This window comes from Vibrio sp. Vb0598 (assembly GCF_033338935.1).
GTDB lineage: Bacteria > Pseudomonadota > Gammaproteobacteria > Enterobacterales > Vibrionaceae > Vibrio > Vibrio alginolyticus.
Window position 1 is genome coordinate 195,836 of the sequence record NZ_JAWOTP010000003.1, and the last position, 17,541, is coordinate 213,376.

General features: G+C 43.7%; 14 protein-coding genes. 5 read left to right on the top strand and 9 right to left on the bottom strand.

All coding sequences use genetic code 11. The features are described 5' to 3' along the window. The first annotated feature begins 50 nt into the window (after positions 1–50). Positions 51–1,106 (top strand): porin, encoded by a 1,056-nt coding sequence (locus tag R7Q38_RS05015; RefSeq protein ID WP_006740897.1) that lies wholly within the window; start codon positions 51–53, stop codon positions 1,104–1,106. Positions 1,107–1,196: 90 nt separating this feature from the next. Here the strand turns inward: R7Q38_RS05015 and R7Q38_RS05020 are convergent, their stop codons facing one another. Further along, positions 1,197–1,862, bottom strand: coding sequence for a peptidase E (locus R7Q38_RS05020; RefSeq protein ID WP_203510140.1), 666 nt, complete (start codon positions 1,860–1,862; stop codon positions 1,197–1,199). 37 nt (positions 1,863–1,899) lie between these two features. Further along, positions 1,900–2,811 carry a LysR family transcriptional regulator gene (locus tag R7Q38_RS05025; protein WP_318114144.1) on the bottom strand — a complete coding sequence of 304 codons (912 nt, stop codon included), beginning with the start codon at positions 2,809–2,811 and terminating at the stop codon, positions 1,900–1,902. Positions 2,812–2,899: 88 nt separating this feature from the next. On the opposite strand from R7Q38_RS05025, the gene catC reads away from it, so the two are divergent. Beyond that, positions 2,900–3,559, top strand: coding sequence for a type C chloramphenicol O-acetyltransferase (gene catC / locus R7Q38_RS05030; protein WP_031847126.1), 660 nt, complete (start codon positions 2,900–2,902; stop codon positions 3,557–3,559). Between the two features lie 56 nt (positions 3,560–3,615). On the opposite strand, the gene R7Q38_RS05035 is transcribed toward catC, so the two are convergent. From R7Q38_RS05035 to R7Q38_RS05050, 4 genes are all read right to left on the bottom strand, one after another. After that, complete coding sequence (locus R7Q38_RS05035) at positions 3,616–5,295, bottom strand: DUF342 domain-containing protein (protein WP_167415796.1); 1,680 nt, start codon at positions 5,293–5,295, stop codon at positions 3,616–3,618. A 251-nt stretch (positions 5,296–5,546) separates the two neighbouring features. Beyond that, the gene (locus R7Q38_RS05040) at positions 5,547–7,574 is read right to left on the bottom strand and encodes a tRNA(Met) cytidine acetyltransferase TmcA (RefSeq protein WP_225495784.1); all 2,028 of its coding nucleotides are present in this window, start codon (positions 7,572–7,574) and stop codon (positions 5,547–5,549) included. A 105-nt stretch (positions 7,575–7,679) separates the two neighbouring features. Beyond that, on the bottom strand, positions 7,680–8,654 hold the full coding sequence (locus R7Q38_RS05045; RefSeq protein WP_005374504.1) for a ParB/RepB/Spo0J family partition protein: 975 nt from the start codon (positions 8,652–8,654) through the stop codon (positions 7,680–7,682). Positions 8,655–8,661: 7 nt separating this feature from the next. Beyond that, positions 8,662–9,879 carry an AAA family ATPase gene (locus R7Q38_RS05050; protein WP_005374503.1) on the bottom strand — a complete coding sequence of 406 codons (1,218 nt, stop codon included), beginning with the start codon at positions 9,877–9,879 and terminating at the stop codon, positions 8,662–8,664. 1,239 nt (positions 9,880–11,118) lie between these two features. On the opposite strand from R7Q38_RS05050, the gene R7Q38_RS05055 reads away from it, so the two are divergent. Next, positions 11,119–13,089 (top strand): replication initiator protein RctB domain-containing protein, encoded by a 1,971-nt coding sequence (locus tag R7Q38_RS05055; protein WP_017635223.1) that lies wholly within the window; start codon positions 11,119–11,121, stop codon positions 13,087–13,089. 290 nt (positions 13,090–13,379) lie between these two features. Here R7Q38_RS05055 and R7Q38_RS05060 read toward each other — a convergent pair whose 3' ends face one another. Genes R7Q38_RS05060 through R7Q38_RS05070 form a run of 3 tightly spaced genes read right to left on the bottom strand, consistent with a single transcriptional unit; the run spans position 13,380 to position 15,630 of the window. Next, positions 13,380–13,847 carry a transcriptional regulator gene (locus R7Q38_RS05060; protein ID WP_065275567.1) on the bottom strand — a complete coding sequence of 156 codons (468 nt, stop codon included), beginning with the start codon at positions 13,845–13,847 and terminating at the stop codon, positions 13,380–13,382. After that, positions 13,847–14,779, bottom strand: coding sequence for an ATP-binding cassette domain-containing protein (locus tag R7Q38_RS05065; RefSeq protein WP_104980285.1), 933 nt, complete (start codon positions 14,777–14,779; stop codon positions 13,847–13,849). Before R7Q38_RS05065 ends, R7Q38_RS05060 begins: the two co-directional genes overlap by 1 nt. A gap of 2 nt (positions 14,780–14,781) precedes the next feature. Next, positions 14,782–15,630, bottom strand: a complete 849-nt coding sequence (locus R7Q38_RS05070; protein WP_005374497.1) for an ABC transporter ATP-binding protein — start codon at positions 15,628–15,630, stop codon at positions 14,782–14,784. Between the two features lie 361 nt (positions 15,631–15,991). Here R7Q38_RS05070 and R7Q38_RS05075 point away from each other — a divergent pair, with 361 nt between their 5' ends. Both R7Q38_RS05075 and ribA read left to right on the top strand, forming a co-directional pair. Then, the gene (locus R7Q38_RS05075) at positions 15,992–16,189 is read left to right on the top strand and encodes a PA3496 family putative envelope integrity protein (protein WP_005374493.1); all 198 of its coding nucleotides are present in this window, start codon (positions 15,992–15,994) and stop codon (positions 16,187–16,189) included. Between the two features lie 238 nt (positions 16,190–16,427). Continuing rightward, the gene (gene ribA, locus R7Q38_RS05080; RefSeq protein WP_017635221.1) at positions 16,428–17,489 is read left to right on the top strand and encodes a GTP cyclohydrolase II; all 1,062 of its coding nucleotides are present in this window, start codon (positions 16,428–16,430) and stop codon (positions 17,487–17,489) included. Positions 17,490–17,541 lie beyond the last annotated feature (52 nt).

Here is a 17,541-nt window from a genome sequence, read left to right on the forward strand (position 1 = left end):
GGAAGGGGCTTTGTCGTACCTAAAACAATAGAAATGAAAGGTCGTTAATCATGAAAAAGCACATTTTGACTCTACTTCTCCCAACATTGATGGCATCAAACGCAATGGCAGCGCAGCTGTATCAAGCGGAAGATGGGTCAGTTTTAAATATTTACTCTCGTCTTGGTTTCAATGTCACCAGTAAAAATGACGAGCACGGCGATGCAAATGGCGAGTTTGATGGCCGTATTGGTTTAAACGGTTCACAAACCATCAACGAGTACGCGTCGATCATCGGCCAAGCGCAATACCAAGTGGGTGCAGCTGAATACGCAAACCAAGTAAACGACAAACCGTCTCTGACCGCACGTTATGTATGGGCGGGTATTGATGCGAAAGATTATGGTCGCATTACTGGTGGTCGCGTGGCATCTGGGTTGATTATGTTTACCGACATTGGTGATGTGTTCGCCTCTTCCGATGTTTCTATGGCGCGCCAAGCGAATAAAGTCGACAAAACCGCGACGCAAGTTTTCCGTCAAGATGGCACGCTGCAATACCAAAACAGCCTAGGTAATTTCGATTTTTCTGTCGCGTACATTTTAGGAAACAACACTTCTGAGCTCGACTACGGTTACAACGCTGCACTGCGGTATACGCTAGACATGGGGAATTTGGGTACCTTGGCACCAGTGGTAGCGATGCAGAAAAATAAAGGTGATGCACGTGAAAGCAACGACACCGATTACACATTCTGGGGCGCAGGTACGCGTTACTACCTAGGTGATTTGATGTTGGGTGCGTTGTACTCGGAAGATGAACTAGAGGGCTATTACTCACAAACCAGCACCGACAAAGTGATGGAACTGACGGCGGTTTACAGTGTAAATGACAAATGGGCACTGCGTGCTGGTTATCGTTCTTTAGAAAACAGTGATGGTGACGAGCTAGAGCTGAAAGATACAACGCTAGAAGTGCAATACAAACTGACGCCTCGTTCTTCTATCTACACAAACTACGTTGATCGTAACGGCTCGCGTGGCTACAGCAATGGACAAGAAGTCTCGTTTGGCGGTGCGCACGCAGACGAAAGCTACTACCACTTAGGTCTGCGTTACGAGCTGTAAGCACGATACTTAATGTAAGTTAGCTGAATCCAATGAGCTTCTTCTGTGTCCGGTCAGTAGTTATTGCCTTTAATGCTGATTTGAAGAAGCTCACCCTCGCAATATGTTTTCTTCGTTACCTGTTTTAACCAACACACCGGCATCAGGAAAGCTGGTGACAGTAGCTAACAATTTTCCATCGACAAAGTGCAATGCCGCATAATCGTGAATGCCATAACAAGTGATGCTCGGTTGAGAACGAGCAAAGGCTTGGAAAACCTCGAACTTCTCACCTACATGAGAAAAATGTGCCGCAGCCAAACCGTCAATAAATCCAAGACAACGCATAACTTGGTATGCTTCGGGATCACTGTCTGTCACCGCAAACTCAAACCAACAAATTGCACCTGCGCTCATGCCACAAATGATGATGCCTTGTTCATAACACTGCTTGAGTATTCTATCGATTCCCCATTCGCGCCAAATGGCCAACATCGAACGCGTATTACCGCCACCGACGTAAATGATGTCTTGTTCAAATAGCGTTTCTTTCCAACCAGCATCAAACTTAAACAGCGGAAAATGGGTTACGTTTTCACTAAGCTTCGCATTGTAAAAACGTTCAATAACTTCATCGGCGTCTCCCGTGGCTGTCGGTAGAAAACAAATGTTTGGATTCTCCTTACCAGACAAAGACAAAATGTATTGATCGAGCGGGCTCGGATTCTCTCCCATCATCCAGCCACCACCACCAATCGCAATACAGTGTTTTCGCATTCCTTTGCTTCCTCAATTGTTGCTAAGTTTGTTGTCGCTATTCGCCGACAGAATATATGTTCCTAAAGTGCTCAATGAACGCTCGCGTTCTTCTTGGTAAGTGCTCACGTTTTGGGTAAAGCAGATAAAGCGGCAAAATCGCATCCGTTTGCCATTCTGGCAGCAAACTCACGAGTTGTTCTTTTTGTGCAGGGTCGAGTCTAGCCAGTGCAAATTCATCTAACATGGCTACACCACAGCCAGCCAAAGTAGCATCCAACATGGACTGGACAAGATTAAAACTCAGCGTACTTTCTAACTCAATGCTGCACTGCTGTTGAGTTTGCTTATGCGTAAACGTCCACTTGTCTAACACCAAGTCGCGACTTTTATAAAGGATGTGCTTTAAGTCACCAAGATCCTCTGGCGTACTTACATTTGGTTTATCAGCTAAATACGAGCGATGAGCGATCGGTTTACAGTGTAAAGTGCGTAGCTGATGGCCGACGTATCCCTCTGGAGGAGTATCGGTAAAGTAGAATGCGATATCAAACCCAGCCTCAATCAAGTCGAGAGGCGTCTCTGTGAAGATCACTTCGACACTCACTTGTGGATGTTGCAATCGAAACTCGATCAATGTTTGGCTGAGTAACGCAGCTCCGAAAGAAGCAGACGTCGCTATTCTCAATTTTCCCGATACGATCTCGTTTGCAATGACTTGCTCATTGATCTGCTCAGCGCCTTCGAGCAGTTGCTTTACCTGCTGATAAAACCGCAAACCATCGTAGGTCAAATTAAACTGGCGCGTAGTTCGCTGAATAAGCTGCACCGACAATATGTCTTCAAGCTGTTTAAGTTGCCGACTTACATGCGCATTCGAACATTTCAGTCGCTTTACTGCGCCAGCAATACTTCGCTCCTCGCACAAAGCGACGTAAAGTGGTACGTAGCTGAGCCATTTTATTTCCATACAGTAATTCTGAATCTCTAAAATCAAACTATTGGAAATAATAGAAAGCCTCTAAACTCTATACAACCTAAATTTGAAAGGATGAGTTATGAGTGTTTTCGACACGTGGTTAAAAGGTCAAGTCATTAAAGATCACATCACTAATCCCAATATCATCGTTGGCGATTACAGCTATTACTCGGGCTTCTATCATCAAAAAAGCTTCGAAGAGCAAGCAGTACGCTACTTGTTGGGTGACCCCGTCACACTTCAAGAATGGCAAAGTAGAGAACCCAATAGCATCGACAAATTAATCATTGGCAAGTTTTGTTCCATCGCTTCTGGAGCCACCTTCATGATGGCAGGAAACCAAGGTCATCGCATTGACTGGATTTCGACCTTCCCCTTCTCTCCTGAAGAATTTGGAGAAGGCGTGCAAGACGGTTTCGAGCGTGCCGGAGACACGGTGGTGGGGAACGATGTTTGGATTGGCAGCGAGGCGATGATCATGCCCGGAGTAAACATCGGCGATGGAGCCGTCATCGGAGCACGCACCGTAGTGACGAAAGACGTGCAACCTTATTCGGTGGTGGTTGGAAACAACCAAGTCGTACGTCAACGATTCAGCGATAAAGAGATTGAAACTCTACTCAATATCCAATGGTGGAACTGGCCAATAGAACACATTAAACAAGCAATGAAAGTAATGTGTAGCAGCCAAGTCGGTGCGCTTGCGGACTACTATCAAGAGCACATTGTCGATTTGTAGATAAACAAAAGCCCACACATCTTGTTGCGACGTGTGGGCTCAGTGAGTAAGAAAGCTTAAACCGCAGCGACGTCCTCTTCTTCCAAGTTCGCCGAGACTTTAATTTCGTATTGATTGAAACGGAACGAACAACCGCCATGAGTGCGCTTTGTCGTTACTTGTTCGTCGCCAAACTGCACCGTTACGCGAGTGAAGACACGCTCTTTGGCTTCGACAATATTTTCTTCTAACGCGACTTCAAAGTCATGTTCCGTTTGTTCTAGCTTTTGCTTTATCGCTTCAAGCTGCTCGTTGTTTTGTGTTTTCATCACGTCAATCTGAGCTTGTTCTTCGTCGGTACGTTCGGCTTTAGGACGTTTCTTAAATTCGAGCTCTTTACGAATCACATCCATCGTGCCTTCTTGAGCGCGTTTGTATTGTTCTTTAAGCTCTGCTAATCGTTCCTTAAATGCAGAATAGCGTGCGAACGCTTCTACCTTAGTGGCGGTGTCGCCTTCTACGCCCAATTGTAAGCACACCACTTTGCCACCGACTTTTGCATCTCCGCCGCTGAGCGTGCCGTTCCTACCGTTCGCGTCTAGCACCGTCAGATTGCGCCCACAAACAATATCGTTATTCATGCTGTGCACCGCCAACTCAATATCTTCGCCGGCTTGCAAATCACAATATTGGGCGTAGCTGGCACGAATCGAACCTTTGGCTTTGACGTGACAACTCTTTGGCTGGCCATCACTCACGGTGTGGCCAATGATCCCTTTACCAACTTGGATGTCGTCTTGCGCTTGTACGTCAGCCGATTCAATGAAGCCGCCTACAGTAATAGAACCCGTCGCTTTAACAATCATGCCAGATTCAATGTTGCCACCGATAATCACATTCCCTTTGAATTTCACGTGGCCTGTATTCACGCCAACGCTATTGAGGCAGAGTGCGTTATCAACTTCGATGGTTTTGTCTTTAATCAGAGGCGTACCGGATACCGATGCAATCAATAGGTTTGGGTCTTGCTTGCTTATCTCGGTGCCCTTGCCTGGCTTCATTGGGCTGTCTTTTCCGGCTTGTGGAGGAATCACTCGCCCTTGAACAGTAAAACCAGGCGTACCTTTGGTCGCAGGCGTGCGGCGCATCACCTCATCGCCTACGTCAACCGCGATAGTTTCACCGAGGTTACGTAAATCAATTTTGTCGCTAGCAGATTGGCCGTCTTTGGGTTTGAGGATGCGTTTGGTGATGTCTTTAACAAGAGGAGTAAAAAGAGCGTCTTTGCCTTTGATAGGTTGCTTACCAACCGCTACAGGTTGAGAAAAAGTTTCGCCGGGTTTGAGCTGAGTGCTGACAACCAACACTTTCTTCAAAGCCAGTTTGTTGATGCCTTTCGAAACTCGCGCTTGAGCAAGGGCTTGAACAATCTCGGGGCCACGTAAACCTCGGCCTCCGTACGCGCCGACAACGTTCATACTGGCGAGCATGTCATTATTCGATAATTCAACCTCAACTTGCGCGTTGCGTTTTTCCGCAATGACGATGCCTTCGTAGGCCTCGGCTTTACGTTCTTTGGCGCAGTTAATGAATCTCACGACTTCCCCCTCAACAACAAACATCTTTTCAGCGTTCATTGCGACGAGCTGCTCGTTTAATTCATTTTGATTTAGCTCACCACCGAGGTCCACTTCTCCCGGAAGACGGGCTATCACCTTGGTCTTATCTTCAGATAACTCAAGACACAGCTTCCACATACCCTTACCACTTTGCTTCCCATCAACACTTTCAGTCTACCCAAATCCGTTTTCTGAACAAACCTCGCATTTCTTATTATAGGGCTCACGTCACTAAAGAAAGTAATCCATCAATAACGGTTAAACAGATATTAAGAGAGCATTTCGATTTAACCTAAAGCTCAATCAAAATACACGCCGAAATAAAAAGGAGCTGGATTTACAGTGTAAAATCAGCTCCTAATAATTTCATTTACAGTGTAAATTTCCCTTTAGTGTTTACAGTGTAAATCGTTCCAAATGTGTCTTACTTCGTCCCTTAACTGCTGCTCAACTTGCCTTCTTCCAGGTAAACCAAATTGCTGAGCACATTCAGTCCAACTACGGTTAAGAAAAAGCTTACTGATCATCAAGTCGGAAGCGGAGTTCAAACCTAAGTTAAGTAACCACTGCTGAAGCCAAGCAGACACGGACTCATAACTGTTACCACCATCAGCATAGCATTCAATTAGTAATAACTTAGCGGGATGAAGTGGACTCATTCCCAAAGGTTGCGGTAATAGAGCTCGAAAAATAGAGGCTTCTAATTTTGGATAGACGTCCGCCACATTGTTAGACAACACTTCTTCAAATAGCGCCTGAGATTCATCGACCCAAGCCGTCTGTTGGGAATCACAAGGTTTGACCATCAAGACTGAATAACAACCGCTAGCAGCATCGCGCATTGACCCTAAACGAATTGCACGGAAGTTCGATTGTAGCCAGAAATGGACCAACTCTTCCGTCGCACCGAAACTCGTGGATAAGTAAGCAATGTGTTTAGCCGCCATTTGATCAAGTTGCTGCAGCATTTTTTGACCGATGCCTCTTCCTTGCAATTCCGGATGAACAGCAATTCTCATGACTCGCAGCGTCGATAGATTCGCGACATTCGGAAATCCTAGGTGGTTTGCAATCGTAACTGGGGCTAAGTGTCCTTTAGGACGACGCTTACCAAGCTGAATTTCTTCAACCAATTCAGCGTCAAGCCCACCCTCTTCGACCGCTAATATTACCCCCACAACCGCATTATCTTGCTTAGCAAAATAGAGCTGACTGTTGTCGTCTTGCAAAAGGTGAATCAAATCATTCGGCGAGGTCTGATAATGAGCATTAACCAAAAGAGCGAAGCACTCGCGCAGCAAACTAGGCTGCGATATCAAATCGTCCTTATCGGCTTTAGAAAGGGAAATTGAGTCGACCTGGTTAAGTTGATGGTGCGTTAACTCCGCATCCAACAAAAACGCGTCATAGAGCCATGATTCGAGCGCATCATTCATGCTCCAGCGGATGGGCTGTGTCATGTGCCACGTTTTCATTCCCGAACGCTGTTTCTGAAGCCAATCAACAAATTTAATCGTAAAGCCCCGGCCACAACCTTCATAACCGTGAATAGTCGTAGAAAAAATGAGTCGATGATAATGTTCGGTAATGCTCTTGAGCATAGGAACTGGAATTGCAGCCGCTTCATCGACAAGTAACAAATCACATTCAGGTCGACTCAATAATAGTTCATCTGGAGCAATAAATTGAATGGCTCCCTGCCCTGATTCTAATCTGTCCTTCTTAATACGCTGTGCGCTAGGGAGTAAACGTAAAGCATGTTGGTAAACAGGCTCAACGGCTTTTATAGATGGTGCCGTAATTAAGATTCTAAGCGGCTTCTGCTGTAATAAGTTCGCACACGCAATTCCGAGGGCACTTGTTTTTCCACGTCCACGATCAGCGGTCAAAATTAATGGTCGCTTTCGATGTCCTGTCACCACCTTTTCAATTAGAGAAATGGCATGTTCTTGTTCCGTGTAGTGGCTTTCTTTTTCTGCTTGCTTGATGTCTGGAGCCGTTGGCAATGGTTTGTCTTGCTCAATAACAACGAGCTTCTCCCATTGTTTGTGCATCCATTGCTGAGCAAAATTCGCATTTTGTCGCAGCTCAGTAATGACAATAAGAAAACCGCCGCCAACCAATGAGCCAAGCGCGGCGGTAAAACTATTGGCGTCAAAGCCATTTCGAGCATCAAACAATAGAACGTCACACTCTCTGCCTAGCAACATGTGCCCTTGTTTAGACGAAACACTGGATACGTTTTTCAAACCAAAATCACCAACAGAAAACCAACGTTGATGGCGCTGCGTTTTATGGAACTCTGACATCAACGCATTTTGCCAAGAAGCCTCGCCTTGAATGACAACACCAATCCTTTGGAAAGATTGGTGAGCTTGATGTTGAAGTGATGAAAGGAAATCAGATTGTGTCTGCATTTTGTCTATCCAACGTTGAACTGACGCAATGGTATCACATCTTTAATTTGACGCTTCTCAGATATAAAAAAACCGCCCGGAGGCGGTTGATTCAATCATCATTTGTTATTGCAGTTTGGTTTGTACAAACGCAAGAATCTCTTCCATTAAGCTGTCATCAACTTTCTTCAAGTTCAACGCCAGGCTGCTACCTTTTCGGCTATAGCTTGCTCGACCTTTTACTAAGTCGACTTTTTCCGTCTTCTTGCCAGGTTTTGCTGGTGCAAGTTCAGTAATCCAATTTTCGATGCTTTCCGTGACTTCTTTTGTCAGACGAGCAACGCCTTGAGCTGTGCTTCGCTGCCATAAAAACCCTTCGCTAGAGCGACATTTATCTAACAGCTCTTGCTGCTGCTCTGGCGTCAGCGTTGAAAACTGTTTGTGCAGTTTCACGATAGTTGGACGACCGAGATCGCCAACATTCGGATACGCTTGAAGCAGTTCTAACGGTAATGCTGCGGCTTTTAAAGCGCCACTTACCAACGCTTCACTGCACTGGAACATTTTTGCCAATGCTTTCTGATCTTCAGCTTCACCACTATCAAGCTTAGCCTGCATCTCTTTCCCTTTTTCATATAAAGAGAGCGGCTTGTGAGCATTTGCCACATCAGACAAAAACTTAGCATGGTCAGTATTGATGTTGTCAGCAACATAAACCAAAAAGTCTTGTTCAGCGAGGATACAAGACATGCGACGACGGCTACCATCTAAAACTTCAATCTTGCCATCTTCAGTTCTACGACCCACTGCTGGATATTGTTGGCCACGCTCTTTGAGTGTGACTAAAACATCAGATAAAGCATGTTCGTTTAAGAACGATTGCTCACGAGCGTTATCAACAAATACTGTTGTTTCTGTCGCAACTTTATTTGCAGGAATACGCACAAGTTCAAACTGAACAATATTTTCACCTGCAACTGCTAGTTCAATCGTTTGAGCTTTCTCTTTTGCCGCAGTTTGCGCCTCTTGCGGAGTCACAACACGACGCTTATTCGTTTTGCCAAATAATTTCGCGTTTAATTCAGACGTTTTCAAAGCCATTTACTTATTACCCCTGATTCAATGACGGCCAATTAGAGTGCAGCACACGCTCTAATTCCAGTGCGCTTTTATGAACAGCGTCTTGCGCGGTAGCTAGTGTCTTCTTACCGCCTTCAAAATCGCTTACTGTCAGATCAAATACTGTGCTGTAGGTATCGGCACAGGTTTCAAACGCACGGCTACGAGGAATAGTAGCCATCATAACTTGGTCACCTAGAAGATAGTTCATTTCAGTTAAAACAGAAACTTGCTTCTTATTGTCGTCCTCAAACATGGTTGGCATCAAGCGAACAAACTCAAGACCATTCCAGTCCTCCGGGAACATTTCATATACCGTAGGCAAATGCTGGAAGAAGTTTACTGTTGAAGCCCAGTCCAGACGCTTAGCCGCACAAGGAATTAGCAAGGCATTTGATGCATACATCGCATTCCATACTAATGGGTCAACGTGTGGACCGGTATCAATCATAATGATATCGAAGTCATCAGCAATTTTATCAATCAGTTGCTCTTTCAGCAGACGGACGATATCGAGTGATGGGTCTTCAGATAGCGTTTGCCATGCTTCCGCATTAAACATCGCGTCTTCTGGAAACGCTGAAATCGACTTTAAGTTCGGATATTGCGTTGGCAGCAATACGTTTTTACGTAAAAATTCACTGTCAATTTCCACACCATCAGGCACGTTACCCAACATAATGTCTACCGCAGAATAGATATTATCATGCTCTGCCATGCTGATTTGCGGGTTGAGGAATAAACGTAGCGAGCCTTGTGGGTCTAAGTCGATTAAACAAATACGGTATCGTTTATCCAAATTTAGCGCTAAACATGCCGCTAAATGAACCGCGGTCATTGATTTACCTGTACCGCCCTTTTGGTTCTGCACATTAATAATCCAAGGTTTGTTACCTGAATTCTTTTTACGCTCATGAAATTTAGGCACTTCAGCCGCATCCATGAGCATGTGTGCTTCTTCTAACGTAATTGAATAATGATTCGCGTTGTTTTTAGTAAATTGATGCCCAGCGGCTTCCATTTTACCAATCGCGTCGTCGAGCTTACGGCGAGTTAGACCAGAACGGGTTTCCATCATCGCTTTCGACATTGGTGGGAAGTAGTTATCGCTTCGCTCTTCTAAAACAATTTCAATACGGTCAGCTTGAACCTGCTGAGTCAGCTCCGCTAACTCAAGAAGGTTTTCAATCGTTTTTTCTCTTTTCATGCCAAATTCCGTTGGAAGGATTTATAATTGCAATTGTACAGCAGTAAAGACCAAAAACAACAAAAAGGTGCACGAACATTTTGAATTACCATCACATAAAAAAACACCCAAATCGACGCTTTTATGATTTATGGTCAAAAAGATAACTATTTTTAATCAAATAATCTTCTCATAAGTTGGACACCTAAACTTAAAAATAAAAAGTGTTACAGCGTCACTCATTTACAATGTAAATCAATTTTCTACCGGAACGATTATAATCTTAAGCTAAATTACGGATTATGTTAGACCAACCTAATTTAAACGAAAAATAGTAAGTAATATCGGAACAATAAAGACCTGAACACCTTGATCATGTCTCCGAGCAAAATAGGGCAGTTCCAGCGAAACATCTATGGAAGTATGATCAAGGTATGCTTATGATCATGCTTCCGTGTTAATAAGCAAATCCGAAAGCATGATCATGGAAAAATAGAGCAGAGTACGGTGTAAACACGCAAATAAAATAAGATCCATTAATCGGAAATATGATCAAGCCTTAGAATCTCTCGGAAGCATGAGTTTTCTTCTCTGATTTACGGTTGAGTGCAGACAGAATGGGGGATTGAGCAGAAATTGACGTTATAGAAGCCGGAACAATGAAATTGCTCAAGTTGCTATGATAAATCACGCTCTCATGATCATGCTTCCTGTAAATAAGCAGAGACTAGGATTTACTTCTAAATATGAGCGACTTGAATGTATTTTAATCAGATGAGTGATATCTCATCAATATGGGCGCCAGAACGATAGATATATTGGCTCTTGATCATCGATCCGAGTATAAATAACATCACCAATGCACAATATAATCATCGTGAAGATCATTATTAAATACTGCATCTGTGGATAACCTGTAAAAACATCATGATCATCGTTTCAAGACTCTTTTGATCATCTTTTCATAACCTTAATGATCATGCTTACGAATAAATATGATCATGCTTTCAGGTTATTGTTGATCATACTTTCAGATTTCTTATGATCATAGTTCCGAAACACATGGAAATAATAGTCTTATAGAACAAAAGCTTAGCGAGAAATTTCAAGCCAGATCATTAGATCATATAATCAATTAAGATCAGATTAATCAAAAAGATCAGTTATTTAAAAAACAATCTTTTTTCTTTATTTATGATCTGTTTTTCTTTATTCTTCGGAACCATAGCACAACTACGGCTAGTGTGATCTGGATCTAAAATGACGGCTGATGAAAAAATTCTGATTAAAGCACCGAGAAGCCACAAAGATGGCCATCTTTTTGAGGTACATGAATCCTCTGCGGATTGGGTAGAGCAGTACCAACATTTCAAAGGGGTGACCAAAAGCATCTTAGAGTTGCTTAATCTGATCTCATTACGAGGCTTCAGCAGCAAGGATGGTTTGGTTTCAACCACAGAGATTGTTGAAGCAACAGATGGGCAACTTACACGTGCAGCTCTGCAACAACGTTTGCGCGCAGCAGTAAATATTGGTTTATTTACTCAAACACCAGTGCGTTTTGAAGAGGGACTTGCTGGTAAAACGATGCTACATAAATTTGTGAATCCAAATCAGCTTATATCTGTATTGGGAGCAACAAGTCTTGTTACCGACAAAGTTCGCCAGAACGAGAAACAAAAACGTTCGAAAGCATTGGCTCAGACTCAAGTAAACAAACGTTTGTTGAATGAGCACGGGTTAAACACACCTCCCACGATGAAAGATGAAGCCGATCAATTTGTTGTATCTCCAACAAATTGGGCTGGGATCATTGACCAAGCACTTGCGCCACCAAGAACTCGAAAAAGTTATCAGAAATCCATGGTGTCGATCTCTGGCACAAAAGCCGTTATCGAGACGCGATCATCCAAAAATATCATGACTGTGGATGATCTCATGACCCTGTTCGCTCTCTTCACGTTAACGGTTCAATATCATGATCATCACAAAGATCAGTATCAGCTTGATGCGGCTCACGTACCAAACAAAACGCCGCTATACATCACTGATATTTTGTCGCTCAGAGGCAAAAAAGACAGTGGCCCAGCTCGTGATTCCATTCGCGATAGCATTGATCGCATTGAATTCACTGATTTTCAGCTCCATGAACTTACTGGACGTTGGCTAAGTGAAAACATGCCAGAGGGCTTCAAAAGTGATCGTTTTCGTTTTCTTGCTCGAACCATCACGGCCTCTGAAGAGGCACCTGTGGAGGGAAGCGATGGTGAAATTCGTATCAAGCCAAACTTATATATTTTAGTTTGGGAACCTTCGTTTTATGAAGAGCTGTTAACACGCGATTATTTCTTCTTGTTTCCGCCAGAGATCTTGAAACAACATACTTTGGTGTTTCAACTGTACTCTTTCTTCCGTAGTCGCATGGTTCGTCGTCACACGGATTGCATGCTACTGAGTGAGTTAAACCAGAAACTTGCACGTAACATTGAATGGCGACGTTTCTCCATGGATCTGATCCGAGAACTAAAGCGTTTGTCTGATGGAAAAGGGAATGATGATCTATTCGTCGTTAATTTGTGGGGTTATCACCTGACGATCGAAACCATGATCGAAAATGACAAAGTGATGGACTACCAGATCGACATCAAATGTGATGTCGAAGAGGTCTTACGTTACTCGCGAGCGCGAACGACCAACGCAGGAAAGCGTAACATGGCGCCTACGCTGCCAAATCCACTTCGTAATGAGATGGTAACCCGACAACAGCTTGAGGAGCTCTCAGGCATCATAGACGGCGAATTTGAGCCCATTCAACGCAAAGCACCGTCTCCAAGAGGAAATTTAGGGCGACGCGTGAAGCAAAGAAAACATTTGGTAGAGATCAATGCTGATGAGATCACCATTACTCTATCTAAATATACCTCACCAGAGGCTCTAGAACGCAGTATAACGGCTTTGTCTGCGATGACAGGGCACTCCTATGCCTCAATCAAAGAAGAGTGCTCAGATTACATAGAGAAGCTCGATTGGCTAAGGGTAGGGGATGAGCCGATTCCTTATGAGACATTAAGTAAAACCGTCGAGCTGTTTAACACCCAGAACGATGTTAAGCATCTTACCATCGAGCGCTTGATTGCGGGGTTAGCGGTGCGTCGGAAAGTTTGTCGTCAAATCTTCGATGGTCACATGGATGAAATGGTATTTCGTGCCTTGGATGAAATGGCGATTTAAAAAGTGTCGCTTGATGTGTATCAAGCTATAGGTGTGATGTATCGGTTTGAAATGTAACAATGTCTTTCGATGATAAAAAACAGACTTAACTCTTACAAACCACTGACATTAGAAGCCAAGCCTAATACTACTATTTATCCCGAATAGACAACCTTTTGTCCTTTCTGATGATTAATAGATTGGCTCATATTGTTACATTCATTCTGAATAGACTTCGCGAGTTTCTCCTCAGGAAACTCGCTTTTTTTTGCCTAAAATTCCGCTAATTAAGCCTTGATCATTTTTCCGGACTAATGAGGTAAACCTTGATCATGCTTCTTGGATTCATTCCAGTGTAATGAACGCATCAACGCAACATGTGATTCGATTAAGCTATGGGCTTGTTCCTGCCACTTGTTTTGATCACACTGCTGATTACAAAACTCTAACGCCACAACGGTGAGATGCTGAAGTCGTCTCAAACACCAATCTTTGATCAGAATATCAGTCGAGACTTGGCATGCTGCTTGTTCAAGCTTTGCACTCGTATAAAGCAAGGTTTGATATGCTTTCTGAGGGTCTTGGTACCTTGCATGTTGAAACACGCGTAAACATCCATCCAACCAGCAAGCAATCGCTTTACTTTGAAGATCACTCAATTCGGGTCCAAACACGTCATCAGGCACCTGATATAAGATCGTTTCCAATTTTTCTACTTGATCATGTTTCCGCTGTTCGTACCACATGGCGATTTGATCTTGCCAAGTACTCAAATCCATTACGCTGCCTCAGTCCATTGTTTTACATAGTGATTTGGCCCTATTTGATCAAATTCGTCGACAATTATGCTGCTACGTTGACGAATTTCATCGGCATCTATCGAATAGTTTGGCTCATTTTTCACTAAGTTACCAAAAGGTAAGTCAGGATCAGGAACGGCAGAAATCAACAGCTTAGTATAAGGATGCTGCGGATTCTTAAGTATTGAATGAGTGTCGCCCCATTCAACGATTTGCCCTTTGTACATTACTGCGGTTTCTTCCGCGATGTAGTGCGCAGTCGCCAGATCATGAGTGATGTATAAAAAACCAATTCCCAGCTCTTGCTTCATTCGTTGCATTAAATTCAACACTCCCAAGCGAATAGAAACATCCAGCATAGACGTAGGCTCATCTGCAAGAATGATTTGCGAACCTACCGCTAAAGCCCTTGCTAAGTTTACTCGCTGACGTTGCCCACCACTGAGTTCGTGAGGGAACTTATTCAATGTCTCTTCAGGTAGTTCCACCAGCTTTAGGAGCTCTTCCAAGCGGGCTGGGATGTCGCGCGCGTTTTTGACTTGTTTATGAATTTTTAAAGGACGTGTTAGGTGATGGCGAATGGTATGAGTTGGATTGAGAGAGCCAAACGGATCTTGAAACACCATTTGTACTTTACTGCGATATTCTTGTAGAGCCGATCGTGACGTGATCTCATTTATGTCAGTGCCATTGAAAAGGATCTCGCCTTGCGTTGCTGGATAGACTTTGGTTATTAAACGAGCGCAAGTACTCTTACCGCAGCCTGACTCTCCAACCAAAGCCAAGGTTTTTCCTGCGTACAGATCAAAAGTCACTCCTTGAAGCGCACGAAAGGTTTCCTCTTTCGCTAAACCACCGCCCACTTTGAATTCTTTAATCACATTTTTCATTTGGATGATAGGCTGGCTCATGGTTACGCTCCTTGTAACTCTGGTTGTTTGTGGACGTCATGGATGTTTGGGAAAGAAGCCCATAGCTTTTGCGTGTAGGGGTGTTGAGGATGATTGCGTATATCGTATGCTCGATTGACTTCGACGATTTCTCCGTGACGCATGATTGCAATTCGATCACATAGTTGGCTCATGAGTGCCAGGTCATGAGTGATAAAGAGGACTGAAAAACCGAACTCATCTCTAAGCTGATAAATTTGCTGTAAAATTTCTCTCTGTACCACTACATCTAATGCTGTTGTGGGTTCATCCATAATGATCAGTTTTGGATTTAGAGACAAAGCAATGGCTATCACCAAGCGCTGACGCATTCCTCCTGAAAATTGATGAGGATATTCTGCTAAGCGTTCTCGAGGAATATTGACCAAGTCCAACAACTTTTCTGCTCTATCTTTTGCTTGAGCGTTAGTGAGGCCTTGATGATGTCGTAACACATCTGCAAATTGCTCTTGTATCGTTAAGACAGGGTTGAGTGAGTTCATCGCGCTCTGGAACACCATGGCGATTTCACTCCACCTTAGAGCGGTCAGTTCAGAGTCTGAGATACTAAGGATATCTTTGCCATCAAACCATATTTTACCGCCAGAAATGAACGCTGGCGGCTTATGAAGACGATTTATTGAGAATGCGATTGTGCTTTTACCACATCCAGATTCACCGGCAAGACCAAATACTTCGCCTTTGCCGATATCAAAGCTGACGGACTTTACCGCATTAAAATCACCATTATCAGTGATGTAATCGACGCACAAATCTCGGATCTGGATGACCGGGTCATTGTGGTATGCATGACTTAAGTTAATACCATCCATATAAACACCTTACCAATCTAAAAGATAATTATTATCATTATCAGGTGTGGCGGTTTTTAGAAAGTATCAAACTATGAATCAGTGAAGTGACTCGAAAGTTAGGTGAAACAGGAAGTGGTGTAATGCGTCGTTGATAAAACTAAAGAAGAGCAGAATTGAGAGCTAGATCAGCACACTTTTCGTAGGGGGAATTACTCAAATTTAATCGTAAATTTGTCCCTTGGCAAAACTTAAATGATGAATCTATTAAGGAGTTAGCGAAAGGGCGGGAGGGGTCACATTTCCCTACAGTTTTTCTTACCACCTTGTTCCGGTTTTGCTATAGATTACGCATCGAAAACATGGTGTGTTCGGAGGAAATATGTCCATTAATTCTATCGACCATGACGAGATGACCAACATCGCTCACAAATGGGAATTACCTGATGAGGAAACCGTTGTGAAGCCAGAGAAAACAGTGAAATCAGCAGAAGCCAGAAGACGCATTGAAGCGTTACGTGAGATCCGTGAAAGTGGGTTGACCATTGAAGAAGCAAGGGAGCTTGGCTTGATACACTGATCGCCTCAGGTTGGTTTAGCAACCCATAGGGTAGTCGACGGACTGCCCTTTTTATTTTTTCACTCTATTACTCTCTTATTCAAACTCTCCATTTATCTGTCTTGCGCCTCAAAAGCACGAGTTTCACACTCACGTCCCGTCCCGAAGAAGTTTGACAATCTGACCTTGTGTTACTAGATATATCAGTAGCGATATGCTTTTTGTTGATTATCGCAACCACAAAGCAAGGAGCGCAAGTATGGTTGATCAAATCCTTTTTTATGAGCCCGATGAGCCCCACGGTTTTCTCTCAAATTTTTGCCATGCCCCAGTCAATATCTCCTCCCAAACTTGGCCCACCAGCGAACATTATTACCAAGCCCAAAAGTTTCTCGATGCTCAGTTGCAAAGTAAAATTCAGCACGCAAGCACCCCTGACGAAGCGTTTGCTTTAAGCCGCAAATACGAACACTTTGTCAGAAGCGATTGGGACGATATAAAGTTGGCTGTTATGGCTTTCATCGTTAGGGAAAAGTTTCTACAAAATCCACCATTAGCGCAGCAATTAATGAGAACGGGTAACGCTTGCCTAACAGAGCATTCTCATAAAGATGCCTTTTGGGGAGACGGGGGAGATGGTAAAGGAGAAAATCATCTAGGAGAGATTCTGATGAATGTGCGGGCAGAGCTGAGACATGTTGAGCCTTACAATCTCGTGAAGTTTATCGATAAAGCCAAATTGCCCACCCAGTGGGGCACATTTATGATGTACGGCTTTATTGAAGCCGCGACAAATAAAGAGCATCTTGCTCTGGTCTATGGTGAGCCAACAAAAAGTGCAGCTCCACTTATTCGGTTGCATTCGGAGTGTCTTACAGGAGATGCTCTATTTAGCACGCGTTGTGATTGTGGTTTTCAGCTTAATAGAGCGCTACAAAACATCGTCAAAGAGGGATGTGGCGTGCTGCTTTATTTACGTCAAGAAGGGCGTGGAATCGGCTTGATTAATAAAATTCGTGCCTATCACTTACAAGATGATGGCGCAGATACCGTGGAAGCAAATGAGCGTTTAGGTTTTGCCGCTGATATGCGTGATTACGCGTTCTGTAAAGGAATGCTAGAGCATTTGGGGATTGACGCTGTGCGTCTAATGACGAATAACCCACGCAAGCTCGCCGCCTTAAAAGCGGTTGATATTAACGTCATTGAACGAGTGCCATTACAAGAAGGGAATAACCCAAGTAATCAACATTACCTGCAAACCAAGGCGAGTAAATTGGGGCACATGTTTGATCCTAAGTTTGTTAACCACACTAAGTAAGTGCTACAGATTTTACAGAAACAAAAACGCCAACGTATCATCGTTGGCGTTT

Excerpts from the sequence above, each read along its gene's own strand:
- R7Q38_RS05015 (WP_006740897.1), top strand. The coding sequence starts at position 51 with ATGAAAAAGCACATTTTGACTCTACTTCTCCCAACATTGATGGCATCA.
- R7Q38_RS05020 (WP_203510140.1), bottom strand. The coding sequence starts at position 1,862 with ATGCGAAAACACTGTATTGCGATTGGTGGTGGTGGCTGGATGATGGGA.
- R7Q38_RS05025 (WP_318114144.1), bottom strand. The coding sequence starts at position 2,811 with ATGGAAATAAAATGGCTCAGCTACGTACCACTTTACGTCGCTTTGTGC.
- catC (WP_031847126.1), top strand. The coding sequence starts at position 2,900 with ATGAGTGTTTTCGACACGTGGTTAAAAGGTCAAGTCATTAAAGATCAC.
- R7Q38_RS05035 (WP_167415796.1), bottom strand. The coding sequence starts at position 5,295 with ATGTGGAAGCTGTGTCTTGAGTTATCTGAAGATAAGACCAAGGTGATA.
- R7Q38_RS05040 (WP_225495784.1), bottom strand. The coding sequence starts at position 7,574 with ATGCAGACACAATCTGATTTCCTTTCATCACTTCAACATCAAGCTCAC.
- R7Q38_RS05045 (WP_005374504.1), bottom strand. The coding sequence starts at position 8,654 with ATGGCTTTGAAAACGTCTGAATTAAACGCGAAATTATTTGGCAAAACG.
- R7Q38_RS05050 (WP_005374503.1), bottom strand. The coding sequence starts at position 9,879 with ATGAAAAGAGAAAAAACGATTGAAAACCTTCTTGAGTTAGCGGAGCTG.
- R7Q38_RS05055 (WP_017635223.1), top strand. The coding sequence starts at position 11,119 with ATGACGGCTGATGAAAAAATTCTGATTAAAGCACCGAGAAGCCACAAA.
- R7Q38_RS05060 (WP_065275567.1), bottom strand. The coding sequence starts at position 13,847 with ATGGATTTGAGTACTTGGCAAGATCAAATCGCCATGTGGTACGAACAG.
- R7Q38_RS05065 (WP_104980285.1), bottom strand. The coding sequence starts at position 14,779 with ATGAGCCAGCCTATCATCCAAATGAAAAATGTGATTAAAGAATTCAAA.
- R7Q38_RS05070 (WP_005374497.1), bottom strand. The coding sequence starts at position 15,630 with ATGGATGGTATTAACTTAAGTCATGCATACCACAATGACCCGGTCATC.
- R7Q38_RS05075 (WP_005374493.1), top strand. The coding sequence starts at position 15,992 with ATGTCCATTAATTCTATCGACCATGACGAGATGACCAACATCGCTCAC.
- ribA (WP_017635221.1), top strand. The coding sequence starts at position 16,428 with ATGGTTGATCAAATCCTTTTTTATGAGCCCGATGAGCCCCACGGTTTT.